The organism is Burkholderia sp. MSh2 (assembly GCF_000731655.1).
In the GTDB taxonomy this organism is placed as follows: domain Bacteria; phylum Pseudomonadota; class Gammaproteobacteria; order Burkholderiales; family Burkholderiaceae; genus Burkholderia; species Burkholderia paludis.
In genome coordinates this window covers 1-17,529 of record NZ_JPGM01000105.1, presented here as the reverse complement: position 1 = coordinate 17,529, position 17,529 = coordinate 1, and the positions used below count along the sequence as shown (strand labels likewise).

Below are 17,529 nucleotides of genomic sequence, written 5' to 3'. Positions count from 1 at the left end.
CCCTAGTTCCCTAGTTCCCGGGCTGCTCGACTCCCCGACTACTCCGCTCCCCCTCAGCCGGTGCACGCAACCAGCCAGCGTGGCACGAACGCGCGAAGCCGGCCCGCTTCCCGTCCACCGCCCACCCGCACACACTCCTTGGCATTTCCGCGTTTTGTTTAGTATTTTTAGTAACGTCGTTTTCGCAGATTAGCGCTTAAAAGCCCTTCATTCACGGGTATTCCCCGGCTATCCGGCCCGAATTCCTCGATACGTTTTACTATACAATCGCTTTCACCCTAAACAAACCGGAACCCGAACGATGGGCACCACCATTCGCGACGTGGCGCGGGCGGCAGAGGTCTCGATCGGCACCGTCTCCCGCGCGCTGAAGAACCAGCCGGGCCTGTCCGAAGCGACGCGTGCGCGCATCGTCGAGATCGCGCAGCGGCTCGGCTACGATCCCGCGCAGCTGCGGCCGCGCATCCGCCGGCTCACCTTCCTGCTGCACCGCCAGCACAACCGCTTCCCCGCGAGCCCGTTCTTCTCGCACGTGCTGCACGGCGTCGAGGACGCGTGCCGCGAGCGCGGCATCGTGCCGACGCTGCTCACGGTCGGGCCGAACGACGACGTGCTGCGCCAGATGCGCCCGCACGCGCCCGACGCGATCGCGGTGGCCGGCTTCATCGAGCCGGAGACGATCGAGGCGCTCGCCGCCACCGGCCGGCCGCTCGTGCTGATCGACCTGTGGGCGCCGGGGCTGCGCTCGGTGAACATCGACAACGCGACGGGCGCGGCGCTCGCGATGCGTCACCTGCTGGCCACCGGCCGCACGCGGATCGCGTTCATCGGCGGCTCGCCCGCGCATTACAGCATCGCGCAGCGCGCGATCGGCTACCGGCGCGCGTTCTTCGAGGCCGGGCGGCTGTTCGATCCCGCCTACGAAGTGACGATCGACGCGGGGCTCGATCCCGACACCGGCGCCGCCCGCGCGATGGCGCAACTGCTCGACGCGCCGGGCCCGCGCCCGGACGCGGTATTCGCGTACAACGACGCGGCCGCGCTCGCCGCGCAGCGCGTCTGCGCCGCGCGCGGGCTGCGCATGCCCGACGACATCGCGATCGTCGGCTTCGACAACATCCCGGCGGCCGCGCACGCGAACCCGCCGCTCACGACGCTCGCGGTCGACAAGGAAGCGCTCGGCCGCCGCGGCGTCGAGCTGCTGCTCGCCGAGGCGCCCGAGCACACCGAGATTTCCCTGCCCGTCGAGCTGATCGTGCGGGCCAGCAGCCAGCCCGCCGGCTCGCCGGCACTCGATACCGCCACGGTCACTGAGTCATGAACATGCCCCCGGTCCAACCCTGCCCGGCCGCGCCGGCCGCCCACGCGCAAGCCGCGCCGTTCGTCGCGAGTTTCCGCGATCCGTCGTTCCTGCTGTCGCATGTCGAGGACACGCTGCGTTTCTACGCGACCAACGCGTTCGACCCGACCGGCGGCTTCTACCACTACTTCCGCGACGACGGCAGCGTCTACAACCGCACGTCGCGCCATCTGGTCAGCAGTTGCCGGTTCGTCTTCAACTACGCGATGGCGTACCGGCATTTCGGCGATGCGCGCCACCTCGAATACGCGCGCCACGGGCTGCGCTTCCTGCGCGACGCGCACTGGGACGACGCGCTGCAGGGCTACGACTGGGAACTCGACTGGCGCGACGGCGCGAAGCGCGCGACGCTCGACGGCACGCGCCACTGCTACGGGCTCGCGTTCGTGCTGCTGGCCGCCGCGCACGCGACGATGGCCGGCATCGACGAGGCGCGCTCGCTGATCGCGGCGACCTACGAGCTCGCCGAACACCGCTTCTGGGATGCGGCCGCGGGCCTCTACGCGGACGACGCGACGCCGAACTGGATCGTGTCGTCGTATCGCGGCCAGAACGCCAACATGCACATGACGGAGGCGCTGCTCGCGGCCTACGAGGCGACCGGCCATCTCACCTATCTCGATCGCGCGGAAAAGATCGCCAGCCACGTGACGCAGCGCCAGGCTGCGCTGTCGGACGGGCTCGTGTGGGAGCACTACCATGCGGACTGGTCGGTGGACTGGGACTACAACAAGGAAGACAGCTCGAACATCTTCCGCCCGTGGGGGTTCCAGCCCGGCCACCAGACCGAATGGGCGAAGCTGCTGCTGATCCTCGAGCGGCACCGCCCGCTCGACTGGCTCGTGCCGCGCGCGGCCGAGCTGTTCGACGCGGCGCTCACGCACGCGTGGGACGCCGACCACGGCGGCCTGTACTACGGCTTCGGCCCCGACTTCACGATCTGCGACCACAACAAGTACTTCTGGGTGCAGGCGGAAACCTTCGCGGCGGCCGCGATGCTCGGCGCGCGCACCGGCAGCGAGCGCTTCTGGGACTGGTACGACGAGATCTGGCGCTACAGCTGGGCGCACTTCGTCGATCATCGCTACGGCGCGTGGTACCGGATCCTCACCTGCGACAACCGCAAGTACAGCGACGAAAAGAGCCCGGCCGGCAAGACCGACTATCACACGATGGGCGCGTGCTACGACGTGCTCGCGACCCTCGCGCGCGCGGCGCGCAGCGAGCCGACGCAATGAGCGGCGTCACGTTTCCGTCTTTCGTGTCGGCAGGCGACATCCTGACCGACATGGTGCGCGCGGGCGATGCGCAGTGGACGTCGGTGCCGGGCGGCGCCGGCTGGAACGTCGCGCGCGCGGTCGCGCGGCTCGGCGTGCCGAGCGCGCTCGCGGGCGCGATCGGCGAAGACTGCTTCTCCGACGCGCTGTGGCGCGCGAGCGACGCGGCCGGGCTCGACCTGCGCTTCCTGCAGCGCGTCGCACGGCCGCCGCTGCTCGCGATCGTCCACGAAACCCGCCCGCCCGCGTACTTCTTCATCGGCGAAGCGAGCGCCGACCTCGCGTTCGATCCCGCGCGGCTGCCGGCCGGCTGGGCCGACCACGTGAAATGGGCGCATTTCGGCTGCATCAGCCTCGTGCGCGAACCGCTCGCGGGCACGCTGGCCGCGCTCGCGGCCGACCTGCACGCGCGCGGCGTGAAGATCAGCTTCGACCCGAACGTCCGGAACCTGATGACGGCCGCGTACCGGCCGACGCTGGAACGCATGGCCGCCCTCGCCGACCTGATCAAGGTGTCCGACGAGGACCTGCGGCACCTGTTCGGCGACGACGGCCCCGACGCGATCGCGGCCGTGCGCGCGCTGAACCCGCGCGCGGCCGTGCTCGTCACGCGCGGCGCGCAGGCGGCGACGCTCCATGCGGACGGCGACGTGCACGAGGCGCGCCCGCCGCGCGTCGAGGTGGTCGACACCGTCGGCGCGGGCGACGCGTCGATCGGCGGCATGCTGTTCAGCCTGATGGCGGCGCCGCAGCGGTCGTGGCGCGAGCATCTCGCGTTCGCGCTGGCGGCGGGCGCCGCCGCGTGCCGGCATACGGGCGCGCATGCGCCGACGCTCGACGAGGTCGTCGCGCTGATCGAGGGCTGACGGGAAGGTGTCCGGGCACCGCGTCCGGGCACCGCGTCCGGGCATCGCGACCGGACGCCGCGACCGGACACCGTTCGGTCACCGATTAGCGGCGCTGTACATGCTGCGCCGCAGTGCTACGATGAAGTGTCGTTTTGCGGGAGAAGCAACGATGGACACCAACACGTTCACGAAAGGCATCTACACGGCCAAGGCGCATACCCAGCATGCCGGCAACGGGCAGTTCCAGGGATACGTGATCCTCTCGCGGGACGACGGGGACGAGACCGAGAACATGCGCTACGACGTCCACGCGACGAGCCCCAGCGAGGAGGAAGCGTTCGACGAGGCGAAGGCGCTCGCGCACCGGATCCTCGGCGAAATCGAGCTGTAACGCGCGCCGCCCGTTCCGGCGCGGCTCAGAGCAGCCGCGCCACCATCGATACCAGCATCGTCAGCACCAGCGTCGACATGAACGGGAACGGGTAGCGCCGCCCGCCGAGCGTCAGCGTGACGTCGCCCGGCATCCGCCCGATGCCGAGCTTGCCGAGCCACGGCCAGCAGCGCGTCAGGATCATCACCGCGACGAACGACGTCATCAGCCAGCGCAGCATGTCGAGGGTCCGTGTACAGGATTGCGCATGCGTTGCCGCGAGGAAGGCCGCTCGCGACGCGCGCGGCCGTTCTCGTGGCAACCCCACATCAAGGAATTCATGTCACGGGAATGCCCGCGATCGCCCGTGTGGCGGCGGTGTTCGCCGCTTGTCCGGTGCGGCCGGACGGCGCTCCTCACGCGTTGCCCGACGAGCGATCTCGGGCATTCGCTTGCGCGCTCCATATATATAGGCCCCTGGTCAGAGCGCGTGCGAGCGATCGCCGCGCGCGAACGCGTCGAGCGTGCCGTCGATGCCGCGCGAGAACGCGATCACCTTGAACAGCTCGCCCATCTCGGCCTCGGAGATCAGCTTCTGCACCGCGTTCGCGGCCGGCAGGAACGCGTGGATGTCGGACGGATCGATCGCGGCCAGCGCATCGGTAATGCCCGCGTTCAGCAGGAAGCGCGCCTGCGACGTATAGCCGAGCAGGTCGGCGCCGGCGGCGATGGCCGCGTCGTAGATGCCGGTGAACTCGACGTGCGCGGTGATGTCCTGCAGCCCCGGGTACAGGAACGGGTCGTCGTGCGCATGGTGGCGGTAGTGGCACATCAGCGTGCCGCGGTCGCGCTGCGGATGGTAGTACTCGTGCGCCGGAAAGCCGTAGTCGACCAGCAGCACCGCGCCGCGCCCGAGCATCGTGCAGACGGTACGCGTAAACGCCAGTGCGGCCTCGTGCGTCTCGGTCACGTAGCCGTCGCCGGCCTCGTCGAGCCCCGCGAGCGCCGGCGGCAGGCCGGCCGGCGCGGCCGGTCGGTCCTCGAACACGAACGCCTGCCGCGCATCGAGCGCGACGCCGCGCTCGCGCCATGCATCGCCCGCCTTCGCGAACAGCCGCACGGGCATCGCATCGAGCACCTCGTTGCCGACCACGACGCCGTCGAACCGTTCGGGCAGCGCGTCGAGCCAGCGCACCTTGTCCGCGAGCGCCGGCGCGGCCGCCGCGATCGTGTCGCGCTGGCGGGCGCGCAGCTCGCCGGACAGGTCGACGATCAGGTATTCGTCGACCGCGGCCTCCAGCGCGTCGAGCGCCGCGAGCAGCCCGGCCGCGAGCTTGCCGGTGCCGGCGCCGAATTCCATCACGCGGCGCGTGCCGCTCGCCGCGAGCGCTTCCGCGACCGGTTGCGCGAGGGTCTGCGCGAACAGCGGCGACAGCTCGGGCGCGGTGACGAAGTCGCTGCCGTCGTCGGCGCGGCGCCCGAACTTGCGCGCGCCGCCGCTGTAATAGCCGAGCCCGGGCGCATACAGCGCCCGCTCCATGAAGCGGTCGAACGGCAGCCAGCCGCCGGCCGCCGCGATCTCGTCGCGCAGTTGCGCGGCGAGGGTTTCGGACTGCGCGAGCGCGTCAGGGCCGGGAGCAGGTAAACTAGCGGGTTCGTGAGCTTTCGGGTTCATCCCGGCATTGTAAATGACCGTTTCAGCCGATACGTCGACGCAGCGCGTGGCGCTCGTCACAGGCGCCTTGGGCAGTGCCGCCGACGCCGCGTCGATCGGACGTGCGCTCGCAACCGGATTCGCGCGGCGCGGCTGGGATGTCGCGCTGCAGCGCGGCCAGGGCGCGCCGCGCGCCGCGGCCGCCGCGCTCGTCGCCGAAGTCGCGGCGCTCGGCCGCCGTGCGGTCGTGCTCGACGCCGATCTGGCCCTGGAAACCGATGCGACCGCGCTCGTCGCCGCGTGCGGCGCGGCGCTCGGCCGGCCCGCGTGCACGGTGTTCGTGAGCGCCAGCGCAGGCGCCGACGACGCGCACACGGTGGACGGCGCGGCGCTGGCCGGCGCGCTGGCGCGCAACGTGACGGCGCCGCTCGCGCTGGCGCGCGCGCTCGCCGACGCGACGCCCGACGCCGCGTGCGAGCACGAGGCGCTGCGCGCATGCGCGATCCACGTGCTGGACCAGGCGCTGTTTCACCCGGCGCCGGCGCAGCTGTCGCACGCGCTGATGCAGGCGGCGCTGAACCGCGCGACGCCGGCGCTGGCGCTCGCGCTCGCGCCGAAGGTGCGGGTCGCGGCGCTCGTGCGCGGTCATGCGCCGCACGCGGACGACATCGCGGCAGCCGTCTGCTATCTCGCGAGCGCGCCCGGCATCACGGGCGCGACGCTGACCGTCGACGGCGGCGAGCACCTCGTGCCGCCTGCCGCCGGCCCGAATGAATGAACCGCGCGGGCGCGGCCTGACCGCCGCCGCCCGCGCCGCTTTGCGTGTGCGCACGCCAATTTGACTGGAACGACCATGTTTTCCGCTCTCCTGCACCCCCGCCTCGCGGATTGCCGCAGGCTCTACCTGCGCGATTACGAGGTGCACATCAACATCGGTGCCTTCGAACACGAGAAGCGCGGCGAGCAGCGCGTCGTCATCAATGTCGACCTGTTCGTGCCGCTCGCGCTGTCCACCCCCGTCGACGACCGGCTGCATGAAATCGTCGACTACGACCTGATGAAGCAGAGCGTCGCGCACTGCGTGGCGCGCGGCCACATCCACCTGCAGGAAACGCTGTGCGACGCGATCGCCGCGCACCTGCTGACGCACGATGCCGTGCGCGCGGTACGTGTCCGTACCGAAAAACCGGACGCCTATCCGGACTGCGACGCCGTCGGCGTCGAAGTCTTTCGCATCAAGGACGAGGAGCGCGCATGAACGCCCCCCACATGAATGACACGGCGGCCGACGCCGCCCCCCTCGACGCGACCGCCGCCCCGGCCGGCCGCCAGGCACTGACGCGCCGCGAACAGAAGGAAGCGTACGAGAACAACAAGCTGTTCAAGCGGATCGCGCGCCAGGTCGGCCAGGCGATCGGCGACTACAACATGATCGAGCAGGGCGACAAGGTGATGGTGTGCCTGTCGGGCGGCAAGGACAGCTACGCGATGCTCGACGTGCTGCTGCGCCTGCGCGAGCGCGCGCCGATCGACTTCGACATCGTCGCGGTCAACCTCGACCAGAAGCAGCCTGGCTTCCCGGAGCACGTGCTGCCGGAATACCTGAAGCAGGTCGGCGTGCCGTTCCACATCGAGAACCAGGACACCTACAGCATCGTCAAGCGGCTCGTGCCCGAAGGCAAGACGACCTGCTCGCTGTGCTCGCGGCTGCGCCGCGGGATCCTGTACCGCGTGGCGGGCGAGCTCGGCGCGACCAAGATCGCGCTCGGCCATCACCGCGACGACATCGTGCAGACGCTGCTGCTCAACATGTTCTACGGCGGCAAGCTGAAGGGAATGCCGCCGAAGCTGCAGTCGGACGACGGCAGGAACATCGTGATCCGCCCGCTCGCGTACGTGAAGGAAACCGATCTCGAGAAATACGCGGAGCTGCGCGAATTCCCGATCATCCCGTGCAACCTGTGCGGCAGCCAGCCGAACCTGAAACGCGCGGAGATGAAGGCGCTGATCCGCGAGTGGGACAAGCGCTTCCCCGGCCGCGTCGAAAACATGTTCAACGCGCTCGCGAAGGTCGTGCCGTCGCACCTGATGGACACGACGCTGTTCCCGTTCACGTCGCTGCGCGCGACCGGCGAAGCCGATCCGCTCGGCGACATCGCGTTCGACGAGGAGCCGTGCGCGTCGGGCGACGACACGGCGCCGGCGGGCGCCGCCCGGCCGATCTCGATCGTCCAGTTCGACGACCTGTAATCGGGGCGGGAACCCGCCGGAACGGGCGCGCCGGCGGCCCGTTCCGGCGTTGTTGCCGCGCCGCAGCAGGCCCGGAACGCCGGGAGCCGCATGCTAAAATGGACGGCTTCGAACTCCTCTGACTAGCTGGCGCCATGAATATCGTGATTTTGGCGGCAGGCACCGGCAAGCGCATGCGTTCCGCGCTGCCGAAAGTGCTTCATCCCCTGGCCGGCAGGCCGCTTCTCTCCCACGTCATCGACACCGCGCGCACGCTGCAGCCGTCCCGGCTCGTCGTCGTCGTCGGCCACGGCGCCGAGCAGGTCCAGGCCGCCGTCGCCGCGCCCGACGTGCAGTTCGCGGTGCAGGCCGAGCAGCTCGGCACCGGTCATGCGGTGCGCCAGGCGCTGCCGCTCCTCGACCCCGCCCAGCCGACCCTCGTGCTGTACGGCGACGTGCCGCTCACCCGCGCATCGACGCTGCACCGCCTCGTCGACGCCGCGCGCGACGGCCGCTACGGGATCCTGACCGTCACGCTCGACGATCCGGCCGGTTACGGCCGCATCGTGCGCGACGCATCCGGCTTCGTCACGCGCATCGTCGAGCAGAAGGACGCGTCGCCGGAAGAACTGAAGATCGCCGAGATCAATACGGGCATCATCGTCACGCCCACGGCCCAGCTGTCGATGTGGCTCGGCGCGCTGAAGAACGAAAACGCGCAGGGCGAGTACTACCTGACCGACGTCGTCGAACTCGCGATCGAGGCCGGTTTCGAGGTCGTCACCGCGCAGCCCGACGAGGAATGGGAAACGCTCGGCGTGAACAGCAAGGCGCAGCTCGCCGAGCTCGAACGCATCCACCAGCGCAATGTCGCCGAAGCGCTGCTCGTCGAAGGCGTCACGCTCGCCGATCCGGCGCGCATCGACGTGCGCGGCACGCTGCACTGCGGCCGCGACGTGTCGATCGACGTGAACTGCGTGTTCGAAGGCAGCGTGACGCTCGCCGACAACGTGACGATCGGCGCGAACTGCGTGATCCGCAACGCGTCGGTCGGCGCGGGCACGCGCATCGACGCGTTCACCCACATCGACGGCGCCGAGCTCGGCGCGCACACCGTGATCGGCCCGTACGCGCGGCTGCGCCCCGGCGCGCAGCTCGCGGACGAAGCGCACGTCGGCAACTTCGTCGAGGTGAAGAACGCGGTGATCGGCCACGGCTCGAAGGCGAACCACCTCACGTACATCGGCGACGCCGACATCGGCGCGCGCGTGAACATCGGCGCGGGCACGATCACCTGCAACTACGACGGCGCGAACAAGTTCCGCACCGTGATCGAGGACGACGTGTTCGTCGGCTCCGACACGCAGCTCGTCGCGCCCGTGCGCGTCGGCCGCGGCGTGACGATCGCCGCCGGCACGACGATCTGGAAGGACGTGGCCGACGGCCTGCTCGCGTTGAACGAGAAGACCCAGACCGCGAAAAGCGGCTACGTCCGCCCGGTCAAGAAGAAAACTTAATATCACGCGGGTGCCCTGGGGCACCCGCCTCCACATAGAAGGCAGATTTCATGTGCGGCATTGTCGGCGCAGTTGCGCAGCGTAATATCGTTCCGGTGCTGATCGAAGGTCTGCGGCGCCTCGAATACCGTGGCTACGACTCGTGCGGCGTCGCCGTGCTCGAGCCGGACGCACCGAAGCGCGCGCGCAGCGTCGCACGCGTCGCCGATCTCGACACGCAGGTGCGCGAGTCGCACCTCGAAGGCACGACGGGCGTCGCGCACACGCGCTGGGCCACGCACGGCGCGCCCGTCACGCACAACGCGCACCCGATCTTCTCGTCGGACGCGCTCGCGCTCGTCCACAACGGCATCATCGAGAACTTCGAGTCGCTGCGCGACGCGCTGCGCGCGAAGGGCTACACCTTCGTGTCGCAGACCGACACCGAAGTGATCGCGCACCTCGTGCACAGCCTGTATCGCGGCAACCTGTTCGATGCGGTGCGCGAAGCGGTCGGCCAGTTGCACGGCGCGTACGCGATCGCCGTGATCCACAAGGATCAGCCGCACACCGTCGTCGGCGCCCGCCAGGGGTCGCCGCTCGTCGTCGGCCACGGCGACGGCGAGAATTTCCTCGCGTCCGACGCGCTGGCACTCGCGGGCAGCACCGACCGCTTCACGTTCCTCGAGGAAGGCGACGTGTGCGAGCTGTCGCTCGACGGCGTGCAGATCGTCGACCGCCACGGCGCGCTCGCGCAGCGCGAGGTCCGCGTGGTGAGCGCCTACGGCGGCGCGGTCGAACTCGGCCCGTATCGCCATTTCATGCAGAAGGAAATCTTCGAGCAGCCGCGCGCGATCAGCGACACCGTGCCGCAAACGGACGCGTTCGATGCGACGCTGTTCGGCGACGCCGCGCCCGCCGCGTTCGCGGACATCGACAGCCTGCTGATCCTCGCGTGCGGCACGAGCTACTACTCGGGCCTCACCGCGAAGTACTGGCTCGAATCGATCGCGAAGATCCCGACCCAGGTCGAGATCGCGAGCGAATACCGCTACCGCGAATCGGTGCCGAACCCGCGCCAGCTCGTGCTCGTGATCTCGCAGTCGGGCGAGACGGCCGATACGCTCGCGGCGCTCAAGCACGCGCAATCGCTCGGCCATGCGCACACGCTGGCCGTCTGCAACGTCGCGACGAGCGCGATGGTGCGCCTGACCGAGATGCAGTTCCTGACGCACGCGGGCACCGAAATCGGCGTGGCGTCGACGAAGGCGTTCACGACCCAGCTCGTCGCGCTGTTCGTGCTGGCCGCGACGCTCGGCAAGCTGCGCGGGCACGTCGACGCCGCGCAGGAAGCCGAATTCCTGAAGCAGCTGCGCCACCTGCCGGCCGCGCTGAACAGCGTGCTCGTGCTGGAGCCGCAGATCATCGCGTGGTCGGAGGAATTCGCGCGCAAGGAAAACGCGCTGTTCCTCGGCCGCGGGCTGCACTACCCGATCGCGCTCGAAGGCGCGCTGAAGCTGAAGGAAATCTCGTACATCCACGCCGAGGCCTATCCGGCCGGCGAACTGAAGCACGGGCCGCTCGCGCTCGTCACGGAGGCGATGCCGGTCGTCACGGTCGCGCCGAACGACACGCTGCTCGAAAAGCTGAAGTCGAACATGCAGGAAGTGCGCGCGCGCGGCGGCGAGCTCTACGTGTTCGCCGATGCCGACACGCAGATCGTCAACGACGACGGCCTGCACGTGATCCGGATGCCGGAGCACTACGGGCAACTGTCGCCGATCCTGCACGTCGTGCCGCTGCAATTGCTCGCGTACCACACCGCGTGCGCGCGCGGCACCGACGTCGACAAGCCGCGGAACCTCGCGAAATCGGTGACGGTGGAGTAACGCGGGACGCCAGCCGGCGCGGCCGGTCCGGCGCGCCGGCGAGACAGACGGAGAAACAATGGTAAGACTGTTTGGATGCGGTTTGCTGGCGCTGACGTTCGCGTCGACGGGCTGGGCGGCCGAGCACTACGTCGAGGTCTGGAACCCGCCCGAGGCGCGGCTGCCGGCAGCCCGTGCGCCGGCCGCGCGCGCGACGGCCGACGCGCACGCCGGCAAAAGCGCGGAGAAGCACGCGAGCGTCACGCCGAAGGCAGCGGTGAAGCCGCACAAGCGCCGCGTCGCGCAGGCCGTGAAGGCCGCGCCCCGCGCACCCGCCGCCGCGCCCGACACGCCGCCCGCCCCGCGCCCCGTCGCGCAGCCCGCGCCGGGCCGTCTCACGGTGATGCAGCCGGCTGCGCCCGACGCGCAGCACGCGCTCAATTTCTCCGACATCCCGCGTCAATACACGCCGGACGGCAATGTGCTGCGGGTCGGCACACGCAACCGTTCCGCGGAGGTGACTCGATAATGGAAGCACAGACCTACCGCGGCTACCAGATCTGGGGCCACGCGATCCTGCAGCAGGACGAGATCCTGCAACCCGAACGCTTCGCGGGGAGCGGCACGATCACGCAGAACAACCGGCTGGTCGAGGCGTCGGGCGTGCTCGGCGTGTTCGACACCGAGGACGACGCCCGCGAAGCGGGGCTCGAATGGGCCCGCGCGTGGATCGACAGCCACAGCTGAACCACCGCCCGGGCGCAGCAGCAGCCGGCCCGCCGCCCCTTCGGGCCGGTTCCCGCCCTCGCAGGGCGACCGGCGGCGCCGGGCGGCTTCCCCGCCCATCCCGCCACCATGCGAATATGTCCATATCCGCATGAACGCACTTGACCTTCCCACCCTGGCAAGCTTCATGCTGGCGGGGCTCGTCAATCGTCAACTCAGGAGAACACGATGGAATTCGAAGTCCAGGACATGACCTGCGGCGGCTGCGCCAACGCGATCACGCGTGCGGTAACGGCCGCCGATCCCGCCGCGAAGCTCGACATCGACGTCGCGGCGAAAATCGTCAGGGTCGAATCGGCGCAAGGCGCCGAGCGCGTGCAGTCGATCATCGAAGCCGCCGGCTTCCACCCCGCGCTGCGCGCCGCGTAACGCCGCCGCGGGGCCGCCGCCCGACGGCGGCGGGCCCGCGCCCGGCCGCGCGTCAGCGCAGCCGGATCAGCGTCGATTTCAGTTCCGTGTACTTCTCGAGCGCGTGCAGCGACTTGTCGCGGCCGTTGCCCGACTGCTTGTAGCCGCCGAACGGGAAGTTCATGTCGCCGCCCTCGTCGTAGCAGTTCACCCACACGGTGCCCGCGCGCAGCCGGCGCGACACGTCGTGCGCGGTGGTCAGGTTCGACGTCCACACGGCCGCGGCCAGCCCGTATTCGGTATCGTTCGCGATCCGCACGGCTTCGTCGACGTCGTCGAACACGATCACCGACAGCACCGGCCCGAAGATCTCCTCGCGCGCGATCTTCGCATCGGGCTTCACCTCGAACACGGTCGGCTCGACGTAGAAGCCGCCCGTCTCCTCCTTCACGCGTGCGCCGCCCGTGACCAGCCGGCCTTCGCCGCGGCCGGCCTCGATATAGCCGAGCACCCGCTCGAGCTGAATGCCGTCGACGATCGCCCCCATCGACACCGACGGATCGAGCGGATTGCCCGGTACGTACGCGCGCGCGGCCGCGACGAGCTTCTCGATGAACGCGTCCTTGATGTCGCGATGCACGAGCAGCCGCGATCCGGCCGTGCACATCTCGCCCATGTTGTAGAAGATCGCGCCGGCCGCGGCCTGCGCGGCGCGGTCGAGATCGGGGCAATCGGGCAGCACGATGTTCGGCGACTTGCCGCCGAGTTCGAGCCACGCCCGCTTCAGGTTCGACTGCGCCGCATACTGCATGATCAGCTTGCCGACCGCCGTCGAACCCGTAAACGCGATGCAATCGACGTCGCGATGCAGCGCGAGCAGCTTGCCGGGCTCGCCCGCGCCCGGTACGACGTTGAACACGCCGGCCGGAATGCCGGCTTCGTACGCCAGCTGCGCGACGCGAATCGCGGTCAGCGGCGATTTCTCGGACGGCTTCAGCACCACGCTGTTGCCGGCCGCGAGCGCGGGGCCGAATTTCCACGCGGCCATCAGGATCGGGAAGTTCCACGGCACGACGGCCGCCACCACGCCGACCGGCTCGCGCGTGACGAGGCCGACGAGATGATGATCGGCGGGCGCCACTTCGCCGCCCACCTTGTCGATCGCCTCCGCGAACCATTCGACGCAGTACGCGGCGCCCGGCACGTCGACCGTCGTCGTGTCGCCGATCGGCTTGCCGGCATCGAGCGTCTCGAGCAGGGCCAGCTCGTCGAGGTGGGCGCGCATCAGCCCGGCCCAGCGCAACAGCACGGTCTTGCGGGCACGCGGGTTCAGGCCGGCCCACACGCCCGCGTCGAAGGCGCGGCGCGCGGCCGCGACGGCCGCGTTCACGTCGGCCTCGCCGCACTCGGCGACCTTCGCCAGCACGCGGCCGTCGATCGGGCTCACGCAGTCGAATGTCCTGCCGCCCTGCGCGTCGCGCAACGCGCCGTCGATGAATGCGCGCCCTTCGATCTCGAGCGACGCCGCCTTGTCCTGCCAGTCAGCCAAAGTCAACTTGTTCATCAGGATGCCTCAGTTTTTAGGCATTCGCGACGCGGCGCGCCGCGCGCGTGGCGCGCGGCCGGCCGGCAGCGAATGCGGTGACGCGCGGCCGGAAGCTCAGAAGGTCGCCGGCGAATTGGCCGACACGACCTCGCAGATCAGTTCCGCGCTGGGATTGCGAAAACGGTGCGGCAAACGGCTTTCGAAGTAGTAGCCGTCTCCCGGGTCGAGCAGCCACGTCGCGCCGTCGACGGTCAGCTCGAGCCGCCCCGACACGACGACGCCGCCTTCGTGCCCCGCGTGCACGAGCATCTCGGGGCCCGTATCGGCATATGGCTGGTAGATCTCGCGCAGGATGCACATGTTGCGATCCTTCACGCTCGCGCCGACCAGGTGAAACGCCAGCGTGTCGTTGCCGAGGTTCGGCATTTCGTCGCGACGCGACACGACCGACCGCGATTCGACGAGCTCGAACGTGAAGAACTCCGCGAGACTCATCGGGATGCATTCGAGCAGTTTCTTCAGCGAGCCGACCGACGGGCTCACGCGCCCCTGTTCGATCAGCGAGATCGTGCCGTTGGTCACGCCGGCCCGCTTCGCGAGTTCGCGTTGCGACAGGCCATGCTTGTTGCGTACGAAACGCAGGCGCTCGGCTACTTCGGTGGACATCGATTCGGTTTCGGACACGATAAGTGCGATGACAAAGTGAAACGACGCGGTGGACAGCCGTTGAATATTCTAATCACTTTATGCCGCTCATCAGCGGGGAAAACCCTGAAAGGCGTTCGAAATAATGAACGCCAGGTCAACCATTCCCGTTAAGAATCTTTTATTCGCACTGCTCGGGAAAGCCCTGATGCAACACCTTTAAAAAACATTTGACGCCGTTTTTGGCTCGTATATGCTGGCTCTCAGGTTAGCGTCATCAAGCTTTCATGGGCAGCAAAAAACGTTATTGCAGCGCAAAATTGATGCCCATCAATGTAAATAACGCGTAACCGGCACCTTGATTATTTTAAACGCCCAGCGCGCTGAAACGATCGGGTGTTCAATACTTTCAACAACCAGTCGAGTGTAATCGTGAGAGTCCGTGGCCCTCTGGTGAGGTGGGATCGAGGCGATGTGCGAAGTTTGCGCAGCGCGGCGCCCGCTTCCGACGACGGCAGTTGCGGCTGGCATAGTCCTCGCCTGCTTCACCTGTCGATCTACACCATCCTGTCCCGTCGTTCCGTCCGACGTCACAACGCTGTTTCCGCACGCGCCTTCGTTGCCGTCGATACCGACGAAGTGGCGTCGCTGCTGCCGTAGCGCCTCTCCTTTCTTCACGTCGTTCGTTTCATCCGCCGATTTGCCAACCGCATCGTCCATGCGGTGACGGCACGCGTTCGCGCATGCATTGCCGCGTCGCGTATCGCGCTGAAACGAACGACGGCCTGATCGTCGCGCGCAGCGCGGATCGCCACGCCATTCCGCTGCGCCCATTCACCAGCGGCCTTGCGCCTCGCGCCAGGCTGCGGGGCTGTTGCACGCCGGCGTTTCGCCACAGCCGGCAAGACCACGCAACGGCCCTCCGGAAACCGATTGACGTCATGGAAAGGAAACCTCTCGTCGGCATCACCGCCGACTACACGCAAATCGGCGCACATGCGTCGCATACGGTCGGCGACAAATACGTCGCGGCGATCGTCGACGGCGCGCACGCGCTCGCGATGGTGCTGCCCGCGCTCGGCGATCGCCAGCCGGTCGACGACGTGCTCGATACGGTCGACGGCCTGCTGTTTACCGGCAGCTACTCGAACGTCGAGCCGCATCGCTACGGCGGCGAACCGAGCGCGCCCGGCACGAAGCACGACCCGGCGCGCGATGCGACCACGCTGCCGCTGCTGCGCGCGGCGATCGTCGCGGGTGTGCCCGTGCTCGCCGTCTGCCGCGGCTTCCAGGAGCTGAACGTCGTCTGCGGCGGCACGCTGCACCAGCGCGTGCACGACGTGCCGGGCTTCGCCGATCACCGCGAGGACGACGACGCGCCGATGGACACGCAGTACGGCCCCGCGCACGTCGTGCGCCTGACGCCGGGCGGCAAGCTGCATGCGCTCGCCGGCGGCCGCGACGAAGTGCACGTGAATTCGCTGCACAAGCAGGGCATCGCGCAGCTCGGCTCCGGCCTCGCCGTCGAGGCCGTCGCGCCGGACGGCCTGATCGAGGCCGTGAGCGTCGTCGATGCACCGGCTTTCGCCCTTGCCGTGCAGTGGCATCCGGAGTGGAAGCATGCGCAGGACCCGCTGTCGAGCGCGATCTTCCGCGCCTTCGGCGATGCCTGCCGCGCCCGCCGCGCCGCCCGCACGCGCGCCATGGCCGCCGCCGCGCTCGCGTGAGCGCGCCGACCCATCCAACGAGAACAGACATGCACGACATCGAAGACTTTCTGAAGCAGCACCGGATCACCGAGATCGAAGCGATCATCCCCGACATGGCCGGCATCGCGCGCGGCAAGATCACGCCCCGCAACAAGTTCACGTCCGGCGAATCGATGCGCCTGCCGCAAGCCGTGATGGTGCAGACCGTCACCGGCGAATATCCGGAAGACGGCTCGCTGACCGGCGTGACCGACCCCGACATGGTGTGCGTACCCGACGCGTCGACGATCCGCCTGATCCCGTGGGCCATCGACCCGACCGCGCAGGTGATTCACGACTGCGTGCACTTCGACGGCTCGCCGGTCGAGATCTCGCCGCGCTACGTGCTGCGCCGCGTGCTCGACCTGTACAAGGCGAAGGGCTGGAAGCCCGTGGTCGCACCGGAGCTCGAGTTCTACCTGGTCGACATGAACAAGGACCCGGATCTGCCGCTGCGTCCGCCGGTCGGCCGCACGGGCCGCCCCGAAACGGGCCGCCAGTCGTATTCGATCGAGGCCGTCAACGAGTTCGACCCGCTGTTCGAGGATATCTACGAGTACTGCGAAGCACAGAACCTCGACATCGACACGCTGATCCATGAAGTCGGCGCCGCGCAGATGGAGATCAACTTCATGCACGGCGACGCGCTGTCGCTGGCCGACCAGGTGTTCCTGTTCAAGCGCACGGTGCGCGAGGCCGCGCTGCGCCACAACATGTACGCGACATTCATGGCCAAGCCGATGGAGGACGAACCGGGTTCGGCGATGCACGTGCACCAGAGCATCGTCGACGAGGAAACCGGCCAGAACCTGTTCACGTCGCAGGAAACCGGCGGCGCGACGTCGATGTTCTACAACTATCTCGCGGGGCTGCAGAAGTACACGCCCGCGCTGATGCCGATCTTCGCGCCGTACATCAACTCGTACCGCCGGCTGTCGCGCTTCATGGCCGCGCCGATCAACGTGCAGTGGGGCTACGACAATCGCACGGTGGGCTTCCGCATCCCGCACTCGGGGCCGGCCGCGCGCCGGATCGAGAACCGCATTCCGGGCGTCGACTGCAACCCGTACCTCGCGCTCGCCGCGACCCTCGCGGCCGGCTACCTCGGCATGACGCAACGCCTGGAGCCGACCGAGCCGCTCGTCAGCGACGGCTACGACCTGCCGTACCAGTTGCCGCGCAACCTCGAGGAAGGTCTGACGCTGATGGCCGCGTGCGAGCCGCTCGGCGAGATCCTCGGCCAGAAATTCCTGAAGGCGTATTTCGCGCTGAAGGAAACCGAATACGAAGCGTTCTTCCGCGTGATCAGCTCGTGGGAACGCCGCCATCTGCTGCTGCACGTCTGAGCGTGCAC

Annotated in this window: 19 protein-coding genes; 15 read left to right on the top strand and 4 right to left on the bottom strand. The window is 68.8% G+C overall.

All coding sequences use genetic code 11. The annotated features are described in order from the left end of the window. Positions 1-301: 301 nt before the first annotated feature. From GQ57_RS36560 to GQ57_RS36545, 4 genes are all read left to right on the top strand, one after another. A complete protein-coding gene (locus tag GQ57_RS36560) occupies positions 302-1,321 on the top strand; it encodes a LacI family DNA-binding transcriptional regulator (RefSeq protein ID WP_031399532.1) in 1,020 nt (339 codons plus the stop codon). After that, positions 1,318-2,598 (top strand): AGE family epimerase/isomerase, encoded by a 1,281-nt coding sequence (locus tag GQ57_RS36555; RefSeq protein ID WP_031399531.1) that lies wholly within the window; start codon positions 1,318-1,320, stop codon positions 2,596-2,598. Before GQ57_RS36560 ends, GQ57_RS36555 begins: the two co-directional genes overlap by 4 nt. After that, positions 2,595-3,503 (top strand): carbohydrate kinase family protein, encoded by a 909-nt coding sequence (locus tag GQ57_RS36550; protein ID WP_031399530.1) that lies wholly within the window; start codon positions 2,595-2,597, stop codon positions 3,501-3,503. Before GQ57_RS36555 ends, GQ57_RS36550 begins: the two co-directional genes overlap by 4 nt. A 151-nt stretch (positions 3,504-3,654) precedes the next feature. Then, positions 3,655-3,876, top strand: a complete 222-nt coding sequence (locus GQ57_RS36545) for a hypothetical protein (RefSeq protein WP_031399529.1) — start codon at positions 3,655-3,657, stop codon at positions 3,874-3,876. A gap of 25 nt (positions 3,877-3,901) precedes the next feature. On the opposite strand, the gene GQ57_RS36540 is transcribed toward GQ57_RS36545, so the two are convergent. Then, a complete protein-coding gene (locus GQ57_RS36540; RefSeq protein ID WP_031399528.1) occupies positions 3,902-4,096 on the bottom strand; it encodes a DUF2905 domain-containing protein in 195 nt (64 codons plus the stop codon). A gap of 240 nt (positions 4,097-4,336) precedes the next feature. Next, positions 4,337-5,530 (bottom strand): class I SAM-dependent methyltransferase, encoded by a 1,194-nt coding sequence (locus GQ57_RS36535; RefSeq protein WP_031399527.1) that lies wholly within the window; start codon positions 5,528-5,530, stop codon positions 4,337-4,339. A gap of 13 nt (positions 5,531-5,543) precedes the next feature. Between GQ57_RS36535 and GQ57_RS36530 the strand changes: the two genes are divergently transcribed. From GQ57_RS36530 to GQ57_RS36495, 8 genes are all read left to right on the top strand, one after another. Beyond that, positions 5,544-6,287 (top strand): SDR family oxidoreductase, encoded by a 744-nt coding sequence (locus tag GQ57_RS36530; RefSeq protein WP_031399526.1) that lies wholly within the window; start codon positions 5,544-5,546, stop codon positions 6,285-6,287. Between the two features lie 75 nt (positions 6,288-6,362). Beyond that, the gene (locus GQ57_RS36525) at positions 6,363-6,767 is read left to right on the top strand and encodes a dihydroneopterin aldolase (protein ID WP_031399525.1); all 405 of its coding nucleotides are present in this window, start codon (positions 6,363-6,365) and stop codon (positions 6,765-6,767) included. Beyond that, positions 6,764-7,759, top strand: a complete 996-nt coding sequence (ttcA, locus tag GQ57_RS36520) for a tRNA 2-thiocytidine(32) synthetase TtcA (RefSeq protein ID WP_031399524.1) — start codon at positions 6,764-6,766, stop codon at positions 7,757-7,759. Before GQ57_RS36525 ends, ttcA begins: the two co-directional genes overlap by 4 nt. Positions 7,760-7,893: 134 nt before the next feature. Continuing rightward, positions 7,894-9,255, top strand: a complete 1,362-nt coding sequence (gene glmU / locus GQ57_RS36515; RefSeq protein ID WP_034200451.1) for a bifunctional UDP-N-acetylglucosamine diphosphorylase/glucosamine-1-phosphate N-acetyltransferase GlmU — start codon at positions 7,894-7,896, stop codon at positions 9,253-9,255. A 50-nt stretch (positions 9,256-9,305) separates the two neighbouring features. Beyond that, a complete protein-coding gene (glmS, locus tag GQ57_RS36510) occupies positions 9,306-11,123 on the top strand; it encodes a glutamine--fructose-6-phosphate transaminase (isomerizing) (RefSeq protein ID WP_034200450.1) in 1,818 nt (605 codons plus the stop codon). 58 nt (positions 11,124-11,181) lie between these two features. Continuing rightward, complete coding sequence (locus tag GQ57_RS36505; RefSeq protein ID WP_031399521.1) at positions 11,182-11,631, top strand: hypothetical protein; 450 nt, start codon at positions 11,182-11,184, stop codon at positions 11,629-11,631. Next, complete coding sequence (locus GQ57_RS36500; protein WP_034200449.1) at positions 11,631-11,849, top strand: hypothetical protein; 219 nt, start codon at positions 11,631-11,633, stop codon at positions 11,847-11,849. The genes GQ57_RS36505 and GQ57_RS36500 overlap by 1 nt, the downstream gene beginning before the upstream one ends. 207 nt (positions 11,850-12,056) lie before the next feature. Next, positions 12,057-12,257 carry a heavy-metal-associated domain-containing protein gene (locus tag GQ57_RS36495; protein WP_031399519.1) on the top strand — a complete coding sequence of 67 codons (201 nt, stop codon included), beginning with the start codon at positions 12,057-12,059 and terminating at the stop codon, positions 12,255-12,257. Positions 12,258-12,309: 52 nt separating this feature from the next. Here the strand turns inward: GQ57_RS36495 and GQ57_RS36490 are convergent, their stop codons facing one another. Together GQ57_RS36490 and GQ57_RS36485 are read right to left on the bottom strand one after the other, a co-directional pair. Then, complete coding sequence (locus GQ57_RS36490; RefSeq protein WP_034200448.1) at positions 12,310-13,800, bottom strand: aldehyde dehydrogenase; 1,491 nt, start codon at positions 13,798-13,800, stop codon at positions 12,310-12,312. Positions 13,801-13,896: 96 nt separating this feature from the next. Continuing rightward, entirely contained in the window at positions 13,897-14,448 is a 552-nt protein-coding gene (locus GQ57_RS36485; protein WP_031399517.1) for a cupin domain-containing protein, read from the bottom strand. 453 nt (positions 14,449-14,901) lie between these two features. Here GQ57_RS36485 and GQ57_RS44030 point away from each other — a divergent pair, with 453 nt between their 5' ends. From GQ57_RS44030 to GQ57_RS36475, 3 genes are all read left to right on the top strand, one after another. After that, positions 14,902-15,087, top strand: a complete 186-nt coding sequence (locus GQ57_RS44030) for a hypothetical protein (RefSeq protein ID WP_041492976.1) — start codon at positions 14,902-14,904, stop codon at positions 15,085-15,087. 281 nt (positions 15,088-15,368) lie between these two features. Further along, positions 15,369-16,154 carry a gamma-glutamyl-gamma-aminobutyrate hydrolase family protein gene (locus GQ57_RS36480; protein ID WP_031399516.1) on the top strand — a complete coding sequence of 262 codons (786 nt, stop codon included), beginning with the start codon at positions 15,369-15,371 and terminating at the stop codon, positions 16,152-16,154. A gap of 29 nt (positions 16,155-16,183) precedes the next feature. Next, complete coding sequence (locus GQ57_RS36475; protein WP_031399515.1) at positions 16,184-17,521, top strand: glutamine synthetase family protein; 1,338 nt, start codon at positions 16,184-16,186, stop codon at positions 17,519-17,521. Positions 17,522-17,529: the final 8 nt, after the last annotated feature.

What these genes read in the sequence shown, in the direction of transcription:
- GQ57_RS36495 (WP_031399519.1), top strand. Translation starts at nt 12,057, where the DNA reads ATGGAATTCGAAGTCCAGGACATGACCTGCGGCGGCTGCGCCAACGCG.
- GQ57_RS36560 (WP_031399532.1), top strand. Translation starts at nt 302, where the DNA reads ATGGGCACCACCATTCGCGACGTGGCGCGGGCGGCAGAGGTCTCGATC.
- glmS (WP_034200450.1), top strand. Translation starts at nt 9,306, where the DNA reads ATGTGCGGCATTGTCGGCGCAGTTGCGCAGCGTAATATCGTTCCGGTG.
- GQ57_RS36535 (WP_031399527.1), bottom strand. Translation starts at nt 5,530, where the DNA reads ATGAACCCGAAAGCTCACGAACCCGCTAGTTTACCTGCTCCCGGCCCT.
- GQ57_RS36480 (WP_031399516.1), top strand. Translation starts at nt 15,369, where the DNA reads ATGGAAAGGAAACCTCTCGTCGGCATCACCGCCGACTACACGCAAATC.
- GQ57_RS36475 (WP_031399515.1), top strand. Translation starts at nt 16,184, where the DNA reads ATGCACGACATCGAAGACTTTCTGAAGCAGCACCGGATCACCGAGATC.
- GQ57_RS36555 (WP_031399531.1), top strand. Translation starts at nt 1,318, where the DNA reads ATGAACATGCCCCCGGTCCAACCCTGCCCGGCCGCGCCGGCCGCCCAC.
- GQ57_RS36490 (WP_034200448.1), bottom strand. Translation starts at nt 13,800, where the DNA reads ATGAACAAGTTGACTTTGGCTGACTGGCAGGACAAGGCGGCGTCGCTC.
- GQ57_RS36550 (WP_031399530.1), top strand. Translation starts at nt 2,595, where the DNA reads ATGAGCGGCGTCACGTTTCCGTCTTTCGTGTCGGCAGGCGACATCCTG.
- GQ57_RS36540 (WP_031399528.1), bottom strand. Translation starts at nt 4,096, where the DNA reads ATGCTGCGCTGGCTGATGACGTCGTTCGTCGCGGTGATGATCCTGACG.
- GQ57_RS36525 (WP_031399525.1), top strand. Translation starts at nt 6,363, where the DNA reads ATGTTTTCCGCTCTCCTGCACCCCCGCCTCGCGGATTGCCGCAGGCTC.
- GQ57_RS36505 (WP_031399521.1), top strand. Translation starts at nt 11,182, where the DNA reads ATGGTAAGACTGTTTGGATGCGGTTTGCTGGCGCTGACGTTCGCGTCG.
- GQ57_RS36545 (WP_031399529.1), top strand. Translation starts at nt 3,655, where the DNA reads ATGGACACCAACACGTTCACGAAAGGCATCTACACGGCCAAGGCGCAT.
- GQ57_RS36500 (WP_034200449.1), top strand. Translation starts at nt 11,631, where the DNA reads ATGGAAGCACAGACCTACCGCGGCTACCAGATCTGGGGCCACGCGATC.
- GQ57_RS36530 (WP_031399526.1), top strand. Translation starts at nt 5,544, where the DNA reads ATGACCGTTTCAGCCGATACGTCGACGCAGCGCGTGGCGCTCGTCACA.
- glmU (WP_034200451.1), top strand. Translation starts at nt 7,894, where the DNA reads ATGAATATCGTGATTTTGGCGGCAGGCACCGGCAAGCGCATGCGTTCC.
- ttcA (WP_031399524.1), top strand. Translation starts at nt 6,764, where the DNA reads ATGAACGCCCCCCACATGAATGACACGGCGGCCGACGCCGCCCCCCTC.
- GQ57_RS36485 (WP_031399517.1), bottom strand. Translation starts at nt 14,448, where the DNA reads ATGTCCACCGAAGTAGCCGAGCGCCTGCGTTTCGTACGCAACAAGCAT.